A 16,554-nucleotide genomic window follows, 5' to 3' on the forward strand; every position below is an offset into this window, starting at 1 on the left:
GACTTAGTTCCCCACGGCCGCCAGCAGGCTCTGCAACATCTCGTCGACGGTCGAAATGATCTTCGACGACGCCGAATAGGTGCGCTCGACCTGGAGCATCAACGACATCTCGTCGTCCATGTTGACACCGGCGACGTTGGACAGCGCCGCGGTGCTGCGGTCGAGCAGCGTGTTCTGGTACTTGACGTTGTCGTCAGCGGTCTTGCGATGGCTTTCGATCCAGCTCGCCGATGACGACGCGAACTCGATCACGCTGCCGCTCGGCTTGCCCTGGGCCGTGGCGTCGAACGGCTGCGACGCGTTCATGTTGTCGATGAGCTGATGCAGGCGGGTCGAGAAGCCGGCGTTGCCGGTCGTGTTGTAGTTGAAGGCGGGATTGCCGCTGATCGCGCCGTCGCGCAGAAGGTTGGGATTGCCGCCCGCGGCCGGGTCGACCGACGCAGCCACCGAGATCAAGCCGGCGAGACCGACCGAGATCGTGGCGCTCGCAGGCATCGCGGGCGCGCCGGGATAGGTGAAGAGGCCGGGCCTGTCCGCCAGCGTCGGAACGGCCGATTGATCGCTTTCCTTGAAGGTGTCGATCAGGCCGCGCGCGATTTCGTCGAGCTGGCTCTGATACGTGACCGTGTCCTGGTCGCGCAGCTGGGCCAGGCCGGCGAGCTTGCCGGACTTGAGCGGCATGACGGAATTGGCACCGGTCACGGGGACACCGTCGATGAAGACGGCGTTGCCGGTGGTGCCCGCCGTGTAGGCGTTGGTCGGCGCAAAGCTCACGGTGCGCGCCGACTTGTCGAACAGCACGACGCCACTGTCGGTGTAGAGCGCCGCGTCGCCATTGGGACGGAGCGACATGGTGACGCCGACCTCCTGCGACAGCTTCGAGACGATGCTGTCGCGCTGGTCGAGATAGTCGGTGACGTCGTCGCCGGTGATCGTGCCCTTCACGATCGCGGTGTTGACCGTCTGGAACTGGGTCAGCAGCTGGTTGATGTTGGCGACGGACGTCGCCATGTCGACGTCCGCCCCCTCGCGAACCGACTGCACCGTCTTGGTGGCCTGGTTGAGCGCGGTCACCATGTCCTTGGCCGAGGTCACGGCGGACTGCGCCAGGGTCGCATTGTCGGTCGAGTTGGCGTATTGCTGCAGCGCCTGTTTCAGCTTGTTGAGCTGGGCGGTCGGCGACTGTTCGAGCTCGGGATCGTCCACCGTCGCGGCCGCGATCTTCTGCAGGCCGTCATAGATCACGCTCTGCTTGGCGGACGATGACGTCGCGGTGAGGACGTTGGAATAGAGGCCCGAAGACGCCGCGCGCTGGATCGCCGCGACATAGACACCGGTGCCGGGCAGATTGTCCAGCATGGTGAGCTTGCGCGAATAGCCGGGGGCGCTGGCCCCGGCGATGTTGCGCGAGATCGTCGCCGACTGGATGCCCGACGCCATGAGCGAGGAGCGGGCGGAGTTGAGAGCGGCGGTAATGGACATGACGTGCCCTTGCCCGAAACGAGCGCTGAAGAGTTCAGCGCTTCAGGTTGACGACGACGTCCAGCAGGTCGGCGCCGGTCTGGAACGATTTCGAGTTCGCGGTGAAGCCGCGCTGGGCCTCGATCATCGAGGTCAGCTCGTCCGCGAGATCGACGTTTGAATCTTCCAGCGCACCGGATTTGACGGTGCCGAGACCGCCCTGGCCGGCGAGGCCGACCTGCACGTTTCCGGACTCCAGGTTCGGCGAATAGACGTTGCCGACCTCGGGCGTCAGATGGTCCGGGCTCGGCACGGTGGCGAGCGCGATCTGGAAGCTCGGCAGCGTGGTGCCGTTCTTGAGCACGGCGGTGACGATGCCCTTGTCGTCGATGTCGACCTTCTCAACCGAGGACGGGGCGTTGCCGTCGACCGTCGCCTTGAAGTCGAAGGCGGCGGCGACCTGGGTCATCGCCGACAGGTCGATATTGAAGGCCGCGGAACCACCGGGGATGGCGACCGAGAGCGCCGTCGGGCTCGCCGCGGCCAGCTTGCCTTTACCAGTGGCGGTGACGTCGAAGGTGAACGTGGTCGCGGGGCCGGCTGTCGTCAGTGCCGTCGCGCCGTTGTAGACCTGGATGTCCCAGGTGTTGGCGCCGGTCTTGGCGGCGTAGACGTCGAGCGTCACGGCGTTGCCGATGTTGTCGTAGGTCACCATCGACGTCTTCGACGTGTAATTGGCGGGCCCTGCCGGCGCTGCGATCGCGGTTGCGCTCGGATCGAGATTGGCGGCCACGGTCGCCTTGGTCGACGGCGCAGCCTGCAGCGCCATCTGGTTGACGTTGATGACCTGGAGACCGCCGAAGCCGTTGGCGGCGACGTTAGGGACGGCACCGTTCGCGATGTTGTAGCCCATCAGCTGGAAGCCGGCGGTGTTGACAAGATTCCCGGTGTTGTCGGGCACGAACGCGCCGGCGCGGGTGAGAAAGTTGTTTCCGTTCGCATCCTGCACGACGAAGAAGCCGTTGCCCTGGACCGCGAGATCCGTCGTCGAGGTCGTGAAGTGATAGTTGCCGGCGTCGGAGATGGCATAGCGGACCGAGGTCTCGACCGCGCCCGAATCGTAATTGCCGGAGCCGCTCTTCAGGATCAGCGAGGAGAATTCGGTGGAAGCCCGCTTGTAGCCGGTCGTGTTGACGTTGGCGATGTTGTCCGAGACCGTCGACAGCTTGTTGGACTGCGCGTTCATTCCGGAAACGCCGGTGCGCATAACACCATACAGGCTCATGAAGGGGGCTCCTTTGGTAGGTTGCAGCTACAATGCGGGTTCTTGCTTGCGCGGGGCTGATGATTGGGAACGATGCACAACTTGTCGTCGTGCCGACGCCTGTTGCTTCAGGCCCTCACATCAGGTTGCTTTCGGCTGACAGAACGAGCGCGCCTTGTCGGTCCAGGCGCCGAAGCCGCTCGAGACGAGATGAGCGACGATGTGACAGACGTAGCGCTTCTGCGCCGGCTGATTGTTTGGGCCGGCATTGTAGCGCGCGACCGCCATGGTCCAGCTGCCCTCGCGCTGCTTCAGCTCCTTGAGGAAACGCGCGGCATAATCGACGTTTCTGGCGGGGTCGAACATCGCCCGCACCGAAGCGAACTTTTCGCCGTGATAATAGTGGTTGATCTGCATGCAGCCGAGGTCGATCAACTTGATCCCCTTGCCCCGCATCGCCTCGAAATTCGCCATCGCATCGTTCATGTCCTTGGCGAACACCGTCTGGCCGTCGGCGCCGAGCGCGTAGGGATGGAGCGCGCCGCGCCGTCCGGTCTCGGTGAGGCCGACCGCATAGAGAATGCCGAGCGGAATCCCGTGCTGCTGGGCCGCGCGCGCCATCTCGCGCTCGCAGGGGCGCGCGTTGTCGGTCGCCGCCGCCGCAGCACCGACGTTACAGATAAACAGGGCCGCGACGATTCGGCTGGCCCAATTCCTGATCATGACGCGTCTCCTGATTGGACTGGCGCTCCTGCCGGGCCTGTCTCGCGCCGCCGTCGGACTGCCCCGACGACGTGCCGCCGCCGTCGAACGTGCCTTGCGACTGCGACGAGGGCTGTTGCTGGCTGGGGAGCTGCGGCTGCGACTGGCCGGAGCCGCTCTGGAATCCGTCCAGCGAGCCGTGCTGGACCGGTGCGACATCGGCGACGTAGCCCGCCGACTGCATGAGATCGCGGATCTGGTCGCGCTGCTGGTCGAGCATCTGGCTGGTGTCCTTGCGCTCGGCCGCAAGATGGATGGACACTTCGGTGCCGACGAGGCGAAGGCGCATGGTGACGTTGCCGAGCGCCGGCGGCTCGAGATTGATCGTCAGGATCTTGAGCGGCTGATCCGGCGCATTGGTCTGGGACGCCGCGAGATCAAGCGCCGCGGGCACCGTCGGGCCGGCGGAGTCCTTCAGCTCAGTGACGACCGCATTGGCGACCTGCTGCGGGGCATTGAACTGCGCGGGCGGCAGATGGGTCTCCTGCTGAACCACGGTGACCTTGGTCGTCTCGGGCAATGCATCACGCCCCGCGGCCTTGGCGGCGCGCTCGACATTGGCCGAGACCGCCTCGAATCCCGGCGTCGCAGGCATCGCGCCTGACGGCTCACTGGCCTGTGCAGGCAAGGATTGCGGCGCGGCCGCCGCTTGCGATGCCGCGGCCTGCGCGCGCGCGGCGGCCGGAGTGACATTGGACGGGGCGGTATCGGCTGTCGCCGCCTTCCCCGCGCCCTGAACCTCACGCTTCGTCGTGGAGGAACGCTCCTCGCGCGCCGGCGCGTCCTTCTCCGCGGCCTGCGATTGCATCTGCGGCTTCCCGGCAGGCGCGGCAGCGATCTCCTGCCCAACCACCACGGCCATGCCCGATGGGTCCAGAACATCCGCCTTGGCGGCATGATCGATCGGACGGTGTTTCTCCGCTAGCCTGTTGACCTTCTCGTCGGAAGCTTCCTCCGTGGGCTCTGGTCGCTCCGACGCCACCGTGAGCTCGTGCACCGAGGCGTTCTTCTTTTCCTTCTCGGTCGGATGCGCCAGATGCGGGCGCAGCGTTGCGGCCTTCGCGGTCGTATCGCTGCCGTCGTCTTTCAGGGCCTGCTTGGCAAGGTTCGAGACGGTATGGAGCAGATCGTTGAACGAGGCGCCTGCCTGGGACTTGGCCCCCGCGCTCTTTCCCCCGCGTGACGACCCCCGGATGTTGAGGCTCTCGGCGAGGCCCGAAAAGAGCTGTCCGGATGTTCCATTGAGCTTGGTCATGGACGGCGGTCCCTGGTGAGGAGTTCGAGTTCGCCCAGCTGCTTCTTCGCGCGCGCAAGCATCACGGTCGACGACGCCAGATCGAGACGCGCCGGCGTTGCCGGAGGCTTGTCGGCGGCAGTAACGGATCCGCTGGGGAACGGCTTGCGCATGTCGAGCGCGAGCTGCAGCGTGGCGTTCAGAAGCGGAACGTCGCGCTCGGGCAGCTTCGCCCGGTCGAGTGCCTTCAGCTCGGCGAGACCGCCGTCATACTCGTCGGTGAGCGCTCGCGCGGCGCCGCGGAAGAAATGCGCCCGCTCGCGCTCCGCGGAGGCGTCGGCGCTGAGCGTCAGCGCCCGCTCGCCGGCAAGCCGCGTCACGCCGAGCTGCCCGCGCACCATCGCGGCGCGCGCTATCACGAGATAGAGCTTGAGGCGGCTCGCGCGATCAATCTGCTCCAGCATGGCGGCGATCCGCGCGAAGCGGCGCTCGTCGAGCGCCAGGCTCGATTGCGTCAGGCCACTGGAGAAGCGCTGCCAGAAATCGCCGGCATAGATCGAGTTGCGGTAGTGGCGCAGATAGGCCAGCGTCAGGAACTCGAACTTGTCGAAGTCCTCCGCCTGCCCGACCAGCAGGATCTCGCGCCGCAGCGCCGCCTCCTCCACCAGCGTTCCGGGCAGCAGCAGGCGCGCGTCGTCCAGCCGCTCGATCGCGAGCGATGCTTCGGAACGCGCGAACAACGCGCCCTGCACCAGCGCGACCTGTCCGCCGAGGCCCGAGGACAGCGTCCGCGGCTTGACGTCCTTGAGCAGCTCCCGCGCTTCCTCCTGACGCCCCTCGACATAGGCGAGCGCGCCGTTGAACAGCCGCTCGTCCACGCTCATCTTGTCGCGCGGCAGCTTGCGGACGATTTGCGGTGCGCCGCCGCTGAGCAGGTAGATGACGACAGCCTGGCTGTTCTGCGGATTGCTCCACACGGCAGGATCGGCGGCGAGAAATTTCTCACCGACCTGCCGGATCAGCGCGATGTGGCTGCCATGCGCGGCTGTGTCGCCGTTGGCGATGCCGTCCTGCACCGCCTGCAATGCGCGGACGAGCTCATAGGGCTCGCCCGGCTGGCGCGCGGACTGGGCCCGCACGTTCGCCGCCGTGAACGGCAGGAGCAGCAGAGCGGCGCAGAGCAACGGCCTGATCAAGGGCGCTTCTCTCGGAGCAGGATCTCGATCCGGCGGTTCTGCGCGGCCGCCGGATCGTTCGGAAGCTTCGGCCGCCGATCGGCGTAGCCTTCGACATGCTCGATCCGCTGCGCGTCGACGCCGGAGCGAACCAGCATGTAATAGGCCATCTGGGCGCGCGCAGTCGACAGCTGCCAATTGTCGTAAGTGTCCGAACGATACGGCCGATTGTCGGTATGGCCGCGGACGATGATCACGCCCTGGCGTTTCGTCAGCAGCGGCCCGATCTTGTCGATCACGCGGATCAATTCGGGCCGCGGCTCGGCCGAGCCGACCGCGAACATGCCGAAGCTTGCATCGTCGGTCAGGCTGATCAGGAGACCCTCCTCGACCTGACGCACCTCGGCCGCCGGTCCTGCGCCCGCCTTGACGTCCGACAGCGCGTCCGCGATCGCGGACTGCAACTGCTTGATGGTCGGCTGCTGAGTCTGGGCCACATCGCGCGGTTCGGATTCCTTCGTCGCATCGCTCTGACGCGCCTGCGCGTTGGCTTGAACAGTGGTTTGGGCGCTCCCTTCGCGGGGCGATTGCGCCGGCGCGGGCCCCGGCGGCAGCAGGGGCGACAGGTTTGCGGATGGCGCATCCGCGCTCGGCGCAACGCTTCCGCCGGCATCGTCGGTCTTGGCACGACGTGCTTGCTCGCCCTGATTGGTCGCGGGCACGGCGTCGCGCGCCGCATGTGGCCTGGGCTCGCTCTCGATCATGCGATCGGCGTCCTTGGACGCTTGCGGCGCCAGCTTCCAATAACCGGGGTCAAAAGGGTCACGGTAGGCGTCGCCGCCCTTGAGGCCTTCCTCTTCGGCGGACGTCAGCGCACCGACGCGCCGCTGTCCCGAGGACTGGTTCGCGCTGTTCGCGATCTCCGCGAGCGTCGCATAGGGATCACGGAACAGGACCTTCTCTTCAAAGGAGGCCGGCTTCTCGATCGTCGGCGAGTCACCGCGACGTTCTTCGTTCGAGCCGGCCGGCTGACGCTTGCCGTCCTGGCCTTCGAACGACGTCGGCTCCTTCTTGGAGAGATTCTTCAGGCCCTTCGGCGCGGGGGCATTTTCCGCGAGCTGGATCGGGTTGAAATAGCTCGCGACCACCTGCTTCTGGTCCTGGTTGAGCGCGTTGAGCAGCCACATGACCAGGAAGAAGGCCATCATCGCGGTCATGAAGTCCGCGTAGGCGATCTTCCAGACGCCGCCATGATGCGCCTCCTCGGCGAAGGCGCTGCGCCGGCGGACGATCACGAGCTCATGCTTGACCTCTTCCATGGCGGATTACCGGCGCGCTTCCTTAAGGCGTTCGCTCCAGGCCGAGATCTGCGTCTCGATCACGGTCTGGTCCGCAACGACACGAACCTCGAGCGCCTCCGCCGTCTCGTACTCGATACCGATCCGCCTGGACGTTTCGAGCTGCGTCTTCACGAGGTCGAGCAGTTCGCTCGGACCGGTGACCTTGAACGCCGGCGCCGACGAGTTGCCGGTCAGCGCCGCAATCTGCTCGACCAACGATCCGATCGCCTTGTCGCGGACCGCGTCGGCGAGGAACGGCAGCAAGATCCGCGCGACGGAGCTCGCGATGTTGGTCTCGATCTCCCGGCAGGCCGCCTCGAAGCCGCCGACGATGGCGACCGCCTGCTGGTCGGACCATTTGGCGCGCTCCTCGCCGAGCCGGATCGCGCTGCGGACGCGCTCTTCGGCGAGCTTGGCGTCGCCTTCCGCAACCCCGGCCGCAAGACCGCGGCGGTAGGCGTCGTCCAGCAGATTGGTAGGGGGAGCCTCGGCCTTCGGCGCCGGAGGCGGCGAGTGTGGCAACGGCTGCGGCTGAGCCTGAAGTTGCGGCTGAGGTTCGCGCACCACCTCCTTCGGCCGGGTCAGCAGGTCCTGGACCCTGGGCGGCGGAGCCGGTGGTGACTTGGCCCGGCCGTTCGCGTCGAACTGCGTCAGGAACTTTCCGATTGCCGCGTTCATGCCGCCTCCTCGCGTCGCATCCAGTCTTTAAGGATCGCTGCCGCCTGCGCCTGATCGAGCCGAACGATCTGCTCCAGCCGCTTCTGCGGCGTACGCTGCATCTTGCCTTCGAGGTCCTCGACAAGGTTGAGCTCGGAGTCCTGACTTTCGGCCAGCGCGAGGGCGGCAGACGCTTCGAACTCGGCGGCCTCGGCCGCCTCCACCTGCTCCTGCTCGGCGCGATGGGTCAGGATGCCGTTGACCGCCGGCCGCAATCCGAACCAGACCAGCATCGACGCAACGGCCAGGATCGTCACCGCGTTGATGACGCTGCCAAGCTGCTTGTTGATCATCTCGACGAAGCTGATCGGAGGCACCGGCGCCAGTTCGCGCGAGCCCTCGATGAAGTCGACGGCCGTCACCTGGATCTGGTCGCCGCGCGTCTTGTCCAGTCCGCCAGCCGTCGCCGCGAGCTGGCTGATCTCGGCGAGCTTGCTGTCGACGATGGCCTGGTTGGTCTTGTCGCCGAGATCGGCGACCAGCCGCGCGCGGTTGACAAGGACGGCGATGAACAGCTTCTTCACGGCGTAGCCGTCGCTCACCGTCGTCGTGGTCTTGGACGAGACTTCGAAATTGGTGACGTCCTCGCGGCGGGTCTTGTCCTCGCTGGAGTTCTTGCCGCCGCCGGCGTTCACCTGCTGATCGGGAAGGTTCTGCTGCACCGTCGTCGGGGTCGAACGGTCGGCGTTCTGCGACGATTCCTTCTCGCGCACGTTGCGCACCGAACGCTCGGCGCGACTCTCGGGATCGTAGACGGTCTCGTTGATCTGCTTCTTGTCGGTGGAGAGCTGCGGGGCGACGCTGACCTCGAAATTGTCGAGGCCGAGATACGGCGTCAGCGCCTTGCGGATGTTCTCCTGCACCATGCCGCCGACCGTCTTCTGCAGGCTCGCCATTTTGGTCGGGGCGGCGCTCGCCTCGTCCTCCTCGGCGAGCAGCATCGAGCCGTCGGCATCCAGCACCGTCACCTTGTCGCGGCTCATGCCGGGAATCGCGGCGGCGACGAGATGACGGATCGACTGCGCCGTGCGCGCCTCGATCGCGCCGTCGGTGCGCAGCACGACCGAGGCCGAAGGCGGCTGCTGCGTCGCGCGGAACGAACCGCGGACCGGCATCACGATATGCACCCGCGCCGCCTTGACGCCCTTCATCAGCTGCACCGTGCGCGCGATCTCGCCTTCCAGCGCCCGGAGCTTGGTGACCTCCTGCATGAACGAGGTGAGGCCGAGCGAGCCGATCTTGTCGAACAGCTCGTAGCCGGAATTGGCGCTGGTCGGCAGCCCCTTCTCGGCCAGCAGCATCCGCGCCTGCATGGTCTGGCTCGGGCGCACCGAGAGCGCGTCGCCGGCCGTATTGACGTCGAACGTGATGTTCTGCTCGCGCAGCGCCGCGCCCATGCGCGTCACGTCCTCGCGGGTGAGGCCGGTATAGAGCGTTTCAAACTCGGGACGGCTGAGATAATAGGCGCCGCCGACGACGGTGACGAGAACGGCAAAGCCGATCAATCCCAAGGCCATCAGGCGTCGCGGCCCAAGCTCCAGCAGATTATTGAGCAGTTGCTGTATCTGCGCACGACTGAGCATATGACCTCGTACCAATGCGAACGGTGAGGACACTCCGCTGCCAACCTTGTCTGAAGGTTGCGCGAGGACGGCATTGTGTCAGTTCGCAGGCACGGCGTTGCAATTTTACAAGAAACCTGGAGACGCCGGCTTTCCGGAAACGCGCGAACGCTCCGGGCGCATCATGGTGCGATCGGTTGCGGCGGGCCGTATGAGATCTGGCATCGGGGTCGATTGCGGGCACGTCATGTGCCGCCGCATCCGCCGGTCACGGCGGGGACCGTGCTCCCCTTAGGGAGCACGGTCGTTTTCGAAAGCGCCTCTTAGCCGCGGAACAGCGACAGGATGCTCTGGCTGTTCTGGTTGGCGATCGAGAGCGCCTGAACGCCGAGCTGCTGCTGGGTCTGCAGCGCCTGGAGGCGGGTCGATTCCGCGTTCATGTCGGCGTCGACGAGCTGGCCGATACCACGATCCACCGAGTCCATCAGCGACTTCACGAATTCCGTGTTGTTCGAGATGCGGTTCTTGATGGCACCGAGGTTGGCGGCCGACTGGCTGACCGTGTTGATCGCGGTGGTGACCTGCGCGATGTAGCCGTCGAGGATGGTCTGGTCGGCTGCCGAGTCGGTCAGCGAACCGATGCCGATGGTGTTGACCGACGCGCTGCCGGTCACCGTGTCGAGGATGCCGCTCGTGGACGCCGTGTAGAGCGAGTAGTTGGCAACCGTCACCGTGATGGTGTTGATCGTCGGCGTGCCGCCGACGCGCGAGAACGACGACACCAGGTTGACCGTCGTGGGGGTGGATGCGTTGGTGCTGAGCCAATTGACGCCGTTGAAGGTCGCCGCGTTGGCGACGTTCTTCATGTCCTGCTGGATCTGGGTGATTTCAGCCTGGATCTTGGTGCGGTCGATGCCGGCGGTCTTGGCTTCGACCAGCAGCGCCTGCAGCTTGGTCAGGCCGGAGTTCTGGTCGCCGATGACCTTGTTCAGAGCGGTGTACTCGGTGTCGACGGTCGCGGCCGACAGACCGAGCGAGTCGGAGACGGCAGAGAGCGCGGCGTTGTCGGCGCGCATCGAGGTCGCGATCGACCAATAGGCCGAGTTGTCCGAAGCGGTCGAGACGCGCTGACCGGTGGAGATGCGGTTTTCGGTGGTCTGCAGGCTGGCGCTGACATTCCGGAGGGTCTGGAGCGCAGTCATTGCGGCGGAGTTGGTAAGCAGGCTGGAAGCCATCTTTGATGTCCCTTTGAAAACAGATTGAATGGGGACATACCGGGCTTGCACCGGTACGACAGGGCGGCATCATGCCTTTGGGTCTGCGGAAATGCGCATGAACCCAACCCGTCGTAACGGCCAGACTAGCCAACGAAGCTTGTGCGGGGCTTGTGGCGCTGTGATCCTGCGGCAACAGCGCAGCCGAAATCGCGGCGCACGGCGCCGCGTCAAACGAAAGGGCCGCGCTTCGCGAGAAGCGCGGCCCTCCCGGACTATCTAAGACTTAGCGGAACAGCGACAGGATGCTCTGGCTGTTGTTGTTGGCGATCGAGAGCGCCTGAACGCCGAGCTGCTGCTGGACCTGGAGAGCCGCCAGGCGGGTGGACTCCTGGTTCATGTCGGCGTCGACGAGCTGGCCGATACCGCGATCAACCGAGTCCATCAGCGACTTCACGAACTCCGAGTTGTTCGAGATCCGGTTCTTGATGGCGCCGAGGTTGGCAGCGCCCGAGGACACCGTGCCGATCGCCGCGGTGGCCTGCGCGATGTAGCCATCGAGAATCGTCTGGTCAGCGGCCGAGTCGGTCAGCGCACCGATGTTGAGGGTGTTGACCGACGCGCTGCCGCTCACCGTGTCGAGGATGCCGCTCGTGGACGCAGTGTAGAGCGAGTAGTTGGCGACGGTCACGGTGATCGAGCTGGTGGTCGGCGTGGAGCCGACGCGCGAGAACGACGACACCAGGTTGACGGTGGTCGGCGTGGAGGCGTTCGTGCTCAGCCAGTTGACACCGTTGAAGGTCGCCGCGCTGGCGACGTTCTTCATGTCTTGCTGGATCTGGGTGATTTCCGACTGGATCTTGCTGCGGTCGATACCGGCGGTCTTGGCTTCGACCAGCAGCGACTGGAGCTTGGTCAGGCCGGAGTTGCTGTCGCCGAGCACCTTGTTCAGAGCGGTGTACTCGGTGTCGACGGTCGCGGCCGACAGACCGAGCGAGTCGGAGACGGCGGAGAGCGCGGCGTTGTCGGCGCGCATCGAGGTCGCGATCGACCAGTAGGCGGCGTTGTCCGCGGCCGTGGCCACGCGCTGACCGGTGGAGATCCGGCTCTGCGTGGTGGAGAGTTGCGAGCTGACAGACCGCAGGGTCTGGAGCGCGGTCATGGCGGACGAGTTCGTGAGCAGGCTTGACATTGCGAATGTCCCTTTATGTACGCGTTACATTTTCATCAGGGGACATACCGGACTTGCACCGGTACGGAGGGGCGGCATCATGCCTTTGGACTGCTGTGGGTGGGGTCCAACCCGCCGTGACGCATTGCTAACACGCGAAATCTTGCTTGCGGATTAAGATCGGCTTGAATTCTTCAGCAATATCAGATGATTAATATTACCCACCGCTAACCATAACGCGGTACTTTCCGCTAACCATGACGGGGCGCCACGCGGCCACCGCCCCTTACGAGAACGAGCGCACCAGCCCGGAGGCGAGCAGATTCCAGCCGTCGATCAACACGAAGAACAGCATCTTGAACGGCAGCGCGAGGATTGTCGGCGGCATCATCATCATGCCCATCGACATGGTCAGCGTCGCCACGATCATGTCGATCACGAGGAACGGCAGGATGATGAGGAATCCGATTTCGAACGAACGCCTCAGCTCGGAGATCATGAAGGCCGGGATGATGACGCGCAGATCGACCCGCTTGTCGTCGAACTTCTTGCGGAAGCTCTCCGCGGCGAGCGACTCGAAGGTCTGCAGATCCTTGTCCCGGACGTGGGCCAGCATGAACTCGCGGAACGGATCCGTGATCTTCAGATACGCCTGCTCTTCCGAGATCTCGTTCTTCATCAGCGGCTGGACGCCGGTCTCCCAGGCGCGGTCGAAGGTCGGCGCCATCACGTAGAAGGTCATGAACAGCGCGAGGCTGATCATGACCAGATTGGCCGGCGTGGTCTGCAGGCCGAGACCCGCGCGCAGGAACGACAGCGCCACCGCAAATCGCGTGAAGCTCGTCACCATGATGAGCAGTCCCGGCGCCACCGACAGCACCGTGATCAGGGCCATCAGCTGGATGATCCGGCCGCTGGTCGAGCCGTTTCCGGGCGGCAGCAGCGAGTTGAGGTCCGGAATCTGGGCGAACGCCACTTCGGGCAGCACGACCATGATCAAGGCGAGCAGCAGGACTTTCACTCTCACTGGATCACCAACGTCTCAATGATCAATTCGCGAACCTTGCCCGACGAGCGGATGGCGGCGCGCTCGGTCAGGTCGTCGCGCAGATGCTGGAGCCCGCGCGATCCCTCGAACTGCGCCACCGAGGCGGACCGCAAGTAGGTGACGATGTCTTCGCTGATGTGGGCGGCCAGGATGCCGGCGTCCTCGTCGCTCATGCTCTCGGTCACCATGGAGGCCTCGATGCGAGCCCAATTATTGGCCGGCGCGGCCAAGTTGGTCACGATCGGCGACAATTTCCGCAAGCGCGCGCTGCCGGCGTAGCTCGACGCCAGCGGCGGCGGGGTCGCGCCCTTCTTCGCGTCGGCGACGCGCTCGGCGGTCGCAAACAAATGCAGGCCGGCCAGCGCTCCCGCGCCGATCGCGACCAGGGTCAGCACGACGATGGCCGCGATCAGGCGCATGACGTCCCCTGCCCTCGCGACACGGCCAGGCCGGCGCTAACTTCAGAATGGTGCCACGGCGTCATAGATCCGGTGTCCCCATCCAGGCTGCTGCACGTCCGAGAGATTTCCGCGACCGCCGTAGGACACGCGGGCCTCGGCGATCTTTTCATAGGAGATCGTGTTGGTGCGCGATATGTCGCGCGGACGCACGATGCCGCCGACATTGAGCACGCGCATCTCCGTGTTGACGCGGAACTCCTGCGAGCCGCTGATCATCATATTGCCGTTCGGCAACACGTCGGTGACGATGGCGGCGATCGAGAGCTTGATGTCCTCGGTACGGTCGATCTGGCCGTTACCCTTGATCTGGGTGTTGGTGTTGAGGTTGGCGCTTGTCGAGCCCTTGTCCTGCCATCCCGCGACGTCCATCAGCCAGTCGAGCCCGAACTTGACCTGCGAATCGCGCGAGCGGCCGGTCTTGTTGTCGAGCTTGGCCTTGTCCTGCATCGAGATGATCACCGTCACGACGTCGCCGGTGCGCCGGGCGCGGGGATCGCGGTAGAGATCGGTGCCGTCGTCCCAGGTCGAGCGATAGCTGACGGCCGTGCGCATGCGCGGCGTCACCGGGATCGGATCGGCCTGGGTCCGGAGGCCGCTGCCGACCGGGGACATCTGCGGTCCGCTCAGGACCTCGGACGGATCATGCAAGCATCCGGCCAGGAGCACGGACGCCAGGATCAGCGGGAGGATGCGGATCGGCTTCTTCATCTATTTGGTCTTTCCGTCGTCCACGCGACGCATTCCGCCCAAGAGGTCAGCGAGGTGCGCCGCGCGCGCCGTCTCCATCTCATTGAAGATCGCGCTCGAGCTCCTCGGGCTGAGCTTGGCGAGCACGGCGGCGGCGGTCTCGTCCGCCATGCCGGCAATCTGGGTCGCCGCGGCGTCGGGCTTCATGCGCGAATAGATCTCGACGACGCTCGCTTCGGCCTTCTTCAGGAAGTCGTCACGCAGCGCCATCCACTTTTCATATTCGGCGCGCTTGGCCTCAACCTCGGCGATCCGCTCGCGCAGCAGGCTCTCGGCTTTCTCCAGCTCCTTGAGCTGCCAGGCCAGCCTCGCATCGACGGCGGGATCGGCAACGTTGCTGCAGAACAGGGCGACTTCGTTGTCCGCGAACGGCGCGGCCTGCGGCGGTGCGGGCTTCGGCGGGGCCGTGACACTGGCAGGCTTGGCCGGGCGTGCGGGCGCTGCCGCCGGCGCAGGCGTCTCGGGCACCGCACCGGTGGTTGAAGGTCCCGAATCCTCGGCCGCCCATGCGGTCGCCCGCATCGACGCATTGTCGCCCGGCACCGCCGCGACCGGCTGCGGCTTCTGCGGTCCGGGCGCGCGGGCGCGCGCGAAGGAAAGCAGGTTGAGTGGCTTCGAAGGCTTGGCCTCGTCCAGGGCGAGCACCGGCGAGATGCTCGCGAGCATCGATGCCGCGATCAAGAGGAGTTTGGCTTTGTGATCCAGCGTCAGCATCGGGCCGCGTGCGATTCTCGCTTCAGACCTGAGCATTGAGCGACCAAGCTTGCACGACGCTTATGCATCATTGCACGATGACGTCGGCCTGGAGCGCGCCGGCGGTCTTGATCGCCTGAAGGATCGCGATGATGCCCGATGGTTTCAGGCCGATCTGGTTCAGCCCGCGCACCAGGCGCTGCAGATCGACCCCACTGAGGATCGCCACCTGCGATCCCGCCTCGTTGGCCTCGACCACGGTCTGCGGGACGACCACGGTCTGGCCCCGCGAGAACGGCGCCGGCTGCGACACCACCGGCATCTCCGTGACGCGGACCGTCAGATTGCCGTGCGTCACGGCAACGGTCGATATTCGCACGTCGCGCCCGATCACCACCGTGCCGGTGCGCTCGTTGATCACCACCCGTGCCGGCGTGTCCGGCTCGACCGTCAGCTCACCGATCTCGGCAAGGAACCGGACCGGGCCGATGTGGCGCGGCTTCGACAGCACGATGGTGCGGTAGTCGCGCTCGAAGGCGATCTGCGCGCGGTAGCGCCCGCCGGCGAAGCGGTTGATGGCGTCGAGGATGCGCGTTGCGGTGACGAAGTCCGGGTTCTTCAGCTGTAGCACCAGGTACTCCATCTCGTGGAGACTTCCCTTCACCTCGCGCTCGACCAGCGCACCGTTCGGGATGCGTCCGGCGGTCGGGGTGCCCTGGCTGACGTTCTGCGCCTGGCCTCCGACGCTGTAGCCGGCGACCATGATCGCGCCCTGCGCCACCGCATAGACGGCGCCGTCCGCCGCGCGCAGCGACGTCATGACCAGCGTACCGCCGAGCAGCGACGTGGCATCGCCGAGCGAGGACACCGTGACGTCCATGCGCTCGCCGGGCCCGATCGAGGGCGTGAGGTCCGCAGTCACCATCACGGCCGCGACGTTGCGCGTGCGCAGCGTCGTCGGACGGGGCGGATTGTTGGTGCTCGTGGTCTCGTTCCTGACATTGATGCCCATGTTTTCGAGCATCGATTGCAGGGACTGCTCGGTGAACGGAGCGTTGCGAAGCGTATCGCCGGTGCCGTTGAGGCCAATGACGAGGCCATAGCCGACGATCTGGTTTTCGCGCAGACCCTTGATGTCCGCGATGTCCTTGATGCGGACGGCGGCATGAGCGCTGGCGGCCGAAAGCAGCAGGACGAGCGCAAGCAGGAGCCGGGTCATGAGCCGTCCGCGACCTTGACGGTACCGTCCGGCTGGACGACGCCTTTGATGATCACGCCGGTATCGGTATTGCGCACCGGGATGAGCGCGCCCGCCGCGCCCGACTGCATCGCCGAGCCGTAGGTGACGATGGACAGTCCGCTGTCCTCCACCACGACCTTGACCATGGCGCCGCGCGCGACGGTCCAGGGATCTTCCACCGCATTGCTGGGAATGGGCTGGCCCGGCAACAGCGCGCGCCGCGCCATGCGGCCGACCAGGACCTGGCGCCCCTCGATGAACATGGCAACGCCGAGCAGGCCCGATGCGAAGGCGCGCTCGGTGATCATGTCGTCGCGGATCAGCTCGCCGGCGCGGATCGCAACCGCCGGCACGGGAAGCCGCTTCTCCTCGGCCATGGCGAGGCGACCCGAGGCCAAAATCAGCAGCACGGCGGCCAACCCGCGCATGATCAGGCCCACCCTGTTCACCATCGCAACACCGGAA

Annotated in this window: 16 protein-coding genes; all 16 read right to left on the reverse strand. The window is 65.7% G+C overall.

Translation table 11 applies throughout. From position 1 onward, the window contains the following. Positions 1–3: 3 nt before the first annotated feature. Positions 4–1,482 (reverse strand): flagellar hook-associated protein FlgK, encoded by a 1,479-nt coding sequence (gene flgK, locus AC0WRY_RS28980; protein WP_491122078.1) that lies wholly within the window; start codon positions 1,480–1,482, stop codon positions 4–6. 34 nt (positions 1,483–1,516) lie between these two features. Continuing rightward, positions 1,517–2,746, reverse strand: coding sequence for a flagellar hook protein FlgE (locus AC0WRY_RS28985; protein ID WP_491122079.1), 1,230 nt, complete (start codon positions 2,744–2,746; stop codon positions 1,517–1,519). A 120-nt stretch (positions 2,747–2,866) separates the two neighbouring features. Further along, positions 2,867–3,448 carry a transglycosylase SLT domain-containing protein gene (locus AC0WRY_RS28990; protein ID WP_491122080.1) on the reverse strand — a complete coding sequence of 194 codons (582 nt, stop codon included), beginning with the start codon at positions 3,446–3,448 and terminating at the stop codon, positions 2,867–2,869. Next, complete coding sequence (fliK, locus tag AC0WRY_RS28995) at positions 3,399–4,742, reverse strand: flagellar hook-length control protein FliK (protein WP_491122081.1); 1,344 nt, start codon at positions 4,740–4,742, stop codon at positions 3,399–3,401. The genes AC0WRY_RS28990 and fliK overlap by 50 nt, the downstream gene beginning before the upstream one ends. Continuing rightward, entirely contained in the window at positions 4,739–5,917 is a 1,179-nt protein-coding gene (locus AC0WRY_RS29000) for a chemotaxis protein (RefSeq protein WP_491122082.1), read from the reverse strand. Before AC0WRY_RS29000 ends, fliK begins: the two co-directional genes overlap by 4 nt. Beyond that, positions 5,914–7,215, reverse strand: a complete 1,302-nt coding sequence (locus AC0WRY_RS29005) for a MotB family protein (protein WP_491122083.1) — start codon at positions 7,213–7,215, stop codon at positions 5,914–5,916. The genes AC0WRY_RS29000 and AC0WRY_RS29005 overlap by 4 nt, the downstream gene beginning before the upstream one ends. A 6-nt stretch (positions 7,216–7,221) precedes the next feature. Then, positions 7,222–7,914, reverse strand: coding sequence for a hypothetical protein (locus tag AC0WRY_RS29010; RefSeq protein ID WP_212067302.1), 693 nt, complete (start codon positions 7,912–7,914; stop codon positions 7,222–7,224). Beyond that, positions 7,911–9,536, reverse strand: coding sequence for a flagellar basal-body MS-ring/collar protein FliF (gene fliF, locus AC0WRY_RS29015; RefSeq protein WP_491122084.1), 1,626 nt, complete (start codon positions 9,534–9,536; stop codon positions 7,911–7,913). Before fliF ends, AC0WRY_RS29010 begins: the two co-directional genes overlap by 4 nt. A 302-nt stretch (positions 9,537–9,838) precedes the next feature. Further along, entirely contained in the window at positions 9,839–10,750 is a 912-nt protein-coding gene (locus AC0WRY_RS29020; protein ID WP_194404175.1) for a flagellin N-terminal helical domain-containing protein, read from the reverse strand. A 265-nt stretch (positions 10,751–11,015) separates the two neighbouring features. After that, positions 11,016–11,921, reverse strand: a complete 906-nt coding sequence (locus AC0WRY_RS29025; protein ID WP_491122085.1) for a flagellin N-terminal helical domain-containing protein — start codon at positions 11,919–11,921, stop codon at positions 11,016–11,018. Positions 11,922–12,186: 265 nt separating this feature from the next. Then, positions 12,187–12,927 carry a flagellar type III secretion system pore protein FliP gene (gene fliP / locus AC0WRY_RS29030; protein WP_212067304.1) on the reverse strand — a complete coding sequence of 247 codons (741 nt, stop codon included), beginning with the start codon at positions 12,925–12,927 and terminating at the stop codon, positions 12,187–12,189. After that, positions 12,924–13,367 (reverse strand): flagellar basal body-associated FliL family protein, encoded by a 444-nt coding sequence (locus AC0WRY_RS29035; protein WP_194404178.1) that lies wholly within the window; start codon positions 13,365–13,367, stop codon positions 12,924–12,926. The genes fliP and AC0WRY_RS29035 overlap by 4 nt, the downstream gene beginning before the upstream one ends. Before the next feature lie 42 nt (positions 13,368–13,409). Next, positions 13,410–14,105, reverse strand: coding sequence for a flagellar basal body L-ring protein FlgH (gene flgH / locus AC0WRY_RS29040; protein ID WP_491123510.1), 696 nt, complete (start codon positions 14,103–14,105; stop codon positions 13,410–13,412). Between the two features lie 12 nt (positions 14,106–14,117). Then, the gene (locus AC0WRY_RS29045; RefSeq protein ID WP_491122086.1) at positions 14,118–14,870 is read right to left on the reverse strand and encodes a MotE family protein; all 753 of its coding nucleotides are present in this window, start codon (positions 14,868–14,870) and stop codon (positions 14,118–14,120) included. 67 nt (positions 14,871–14,937) lie between these two features. Continuing rightward, positions 14,938–16,068 carry a flagellar basal body P-ring protein FlgI gene (gene flgI / locus AC0WRY_RS29050; protein ID WP_491122087.1) on the reverse strand — a complete coding sequence of 377 codons (1,131 nt, stop codon included), beginning with the start codon at positions 16,066–16,068 and terminating at the stop codon, positions 14,938–14,940. Next, positions 16,065–16,541 carry a flagellar basal body P-ring formation chaperone FlgA gene (gene flgA / locus AC0WRY_RS29055; protein WP_194404181.1) on the reverse strand — a complete coding sequence of 159 codons (477 nt, stop codon included), beginning with the start codon at positions 16,539–16,541 and terminating at the stop codon, positions 16,065–16,067. The genes flgI and flgA overlap by 4 nt, the downstream gene beginning before the upstream one ends. Positions 16,542–16,554 lie beyond the last annotated feature (13 nt).

This window comes from Bradyrhizobium sp. T-12, assembly GCF_058314695.1.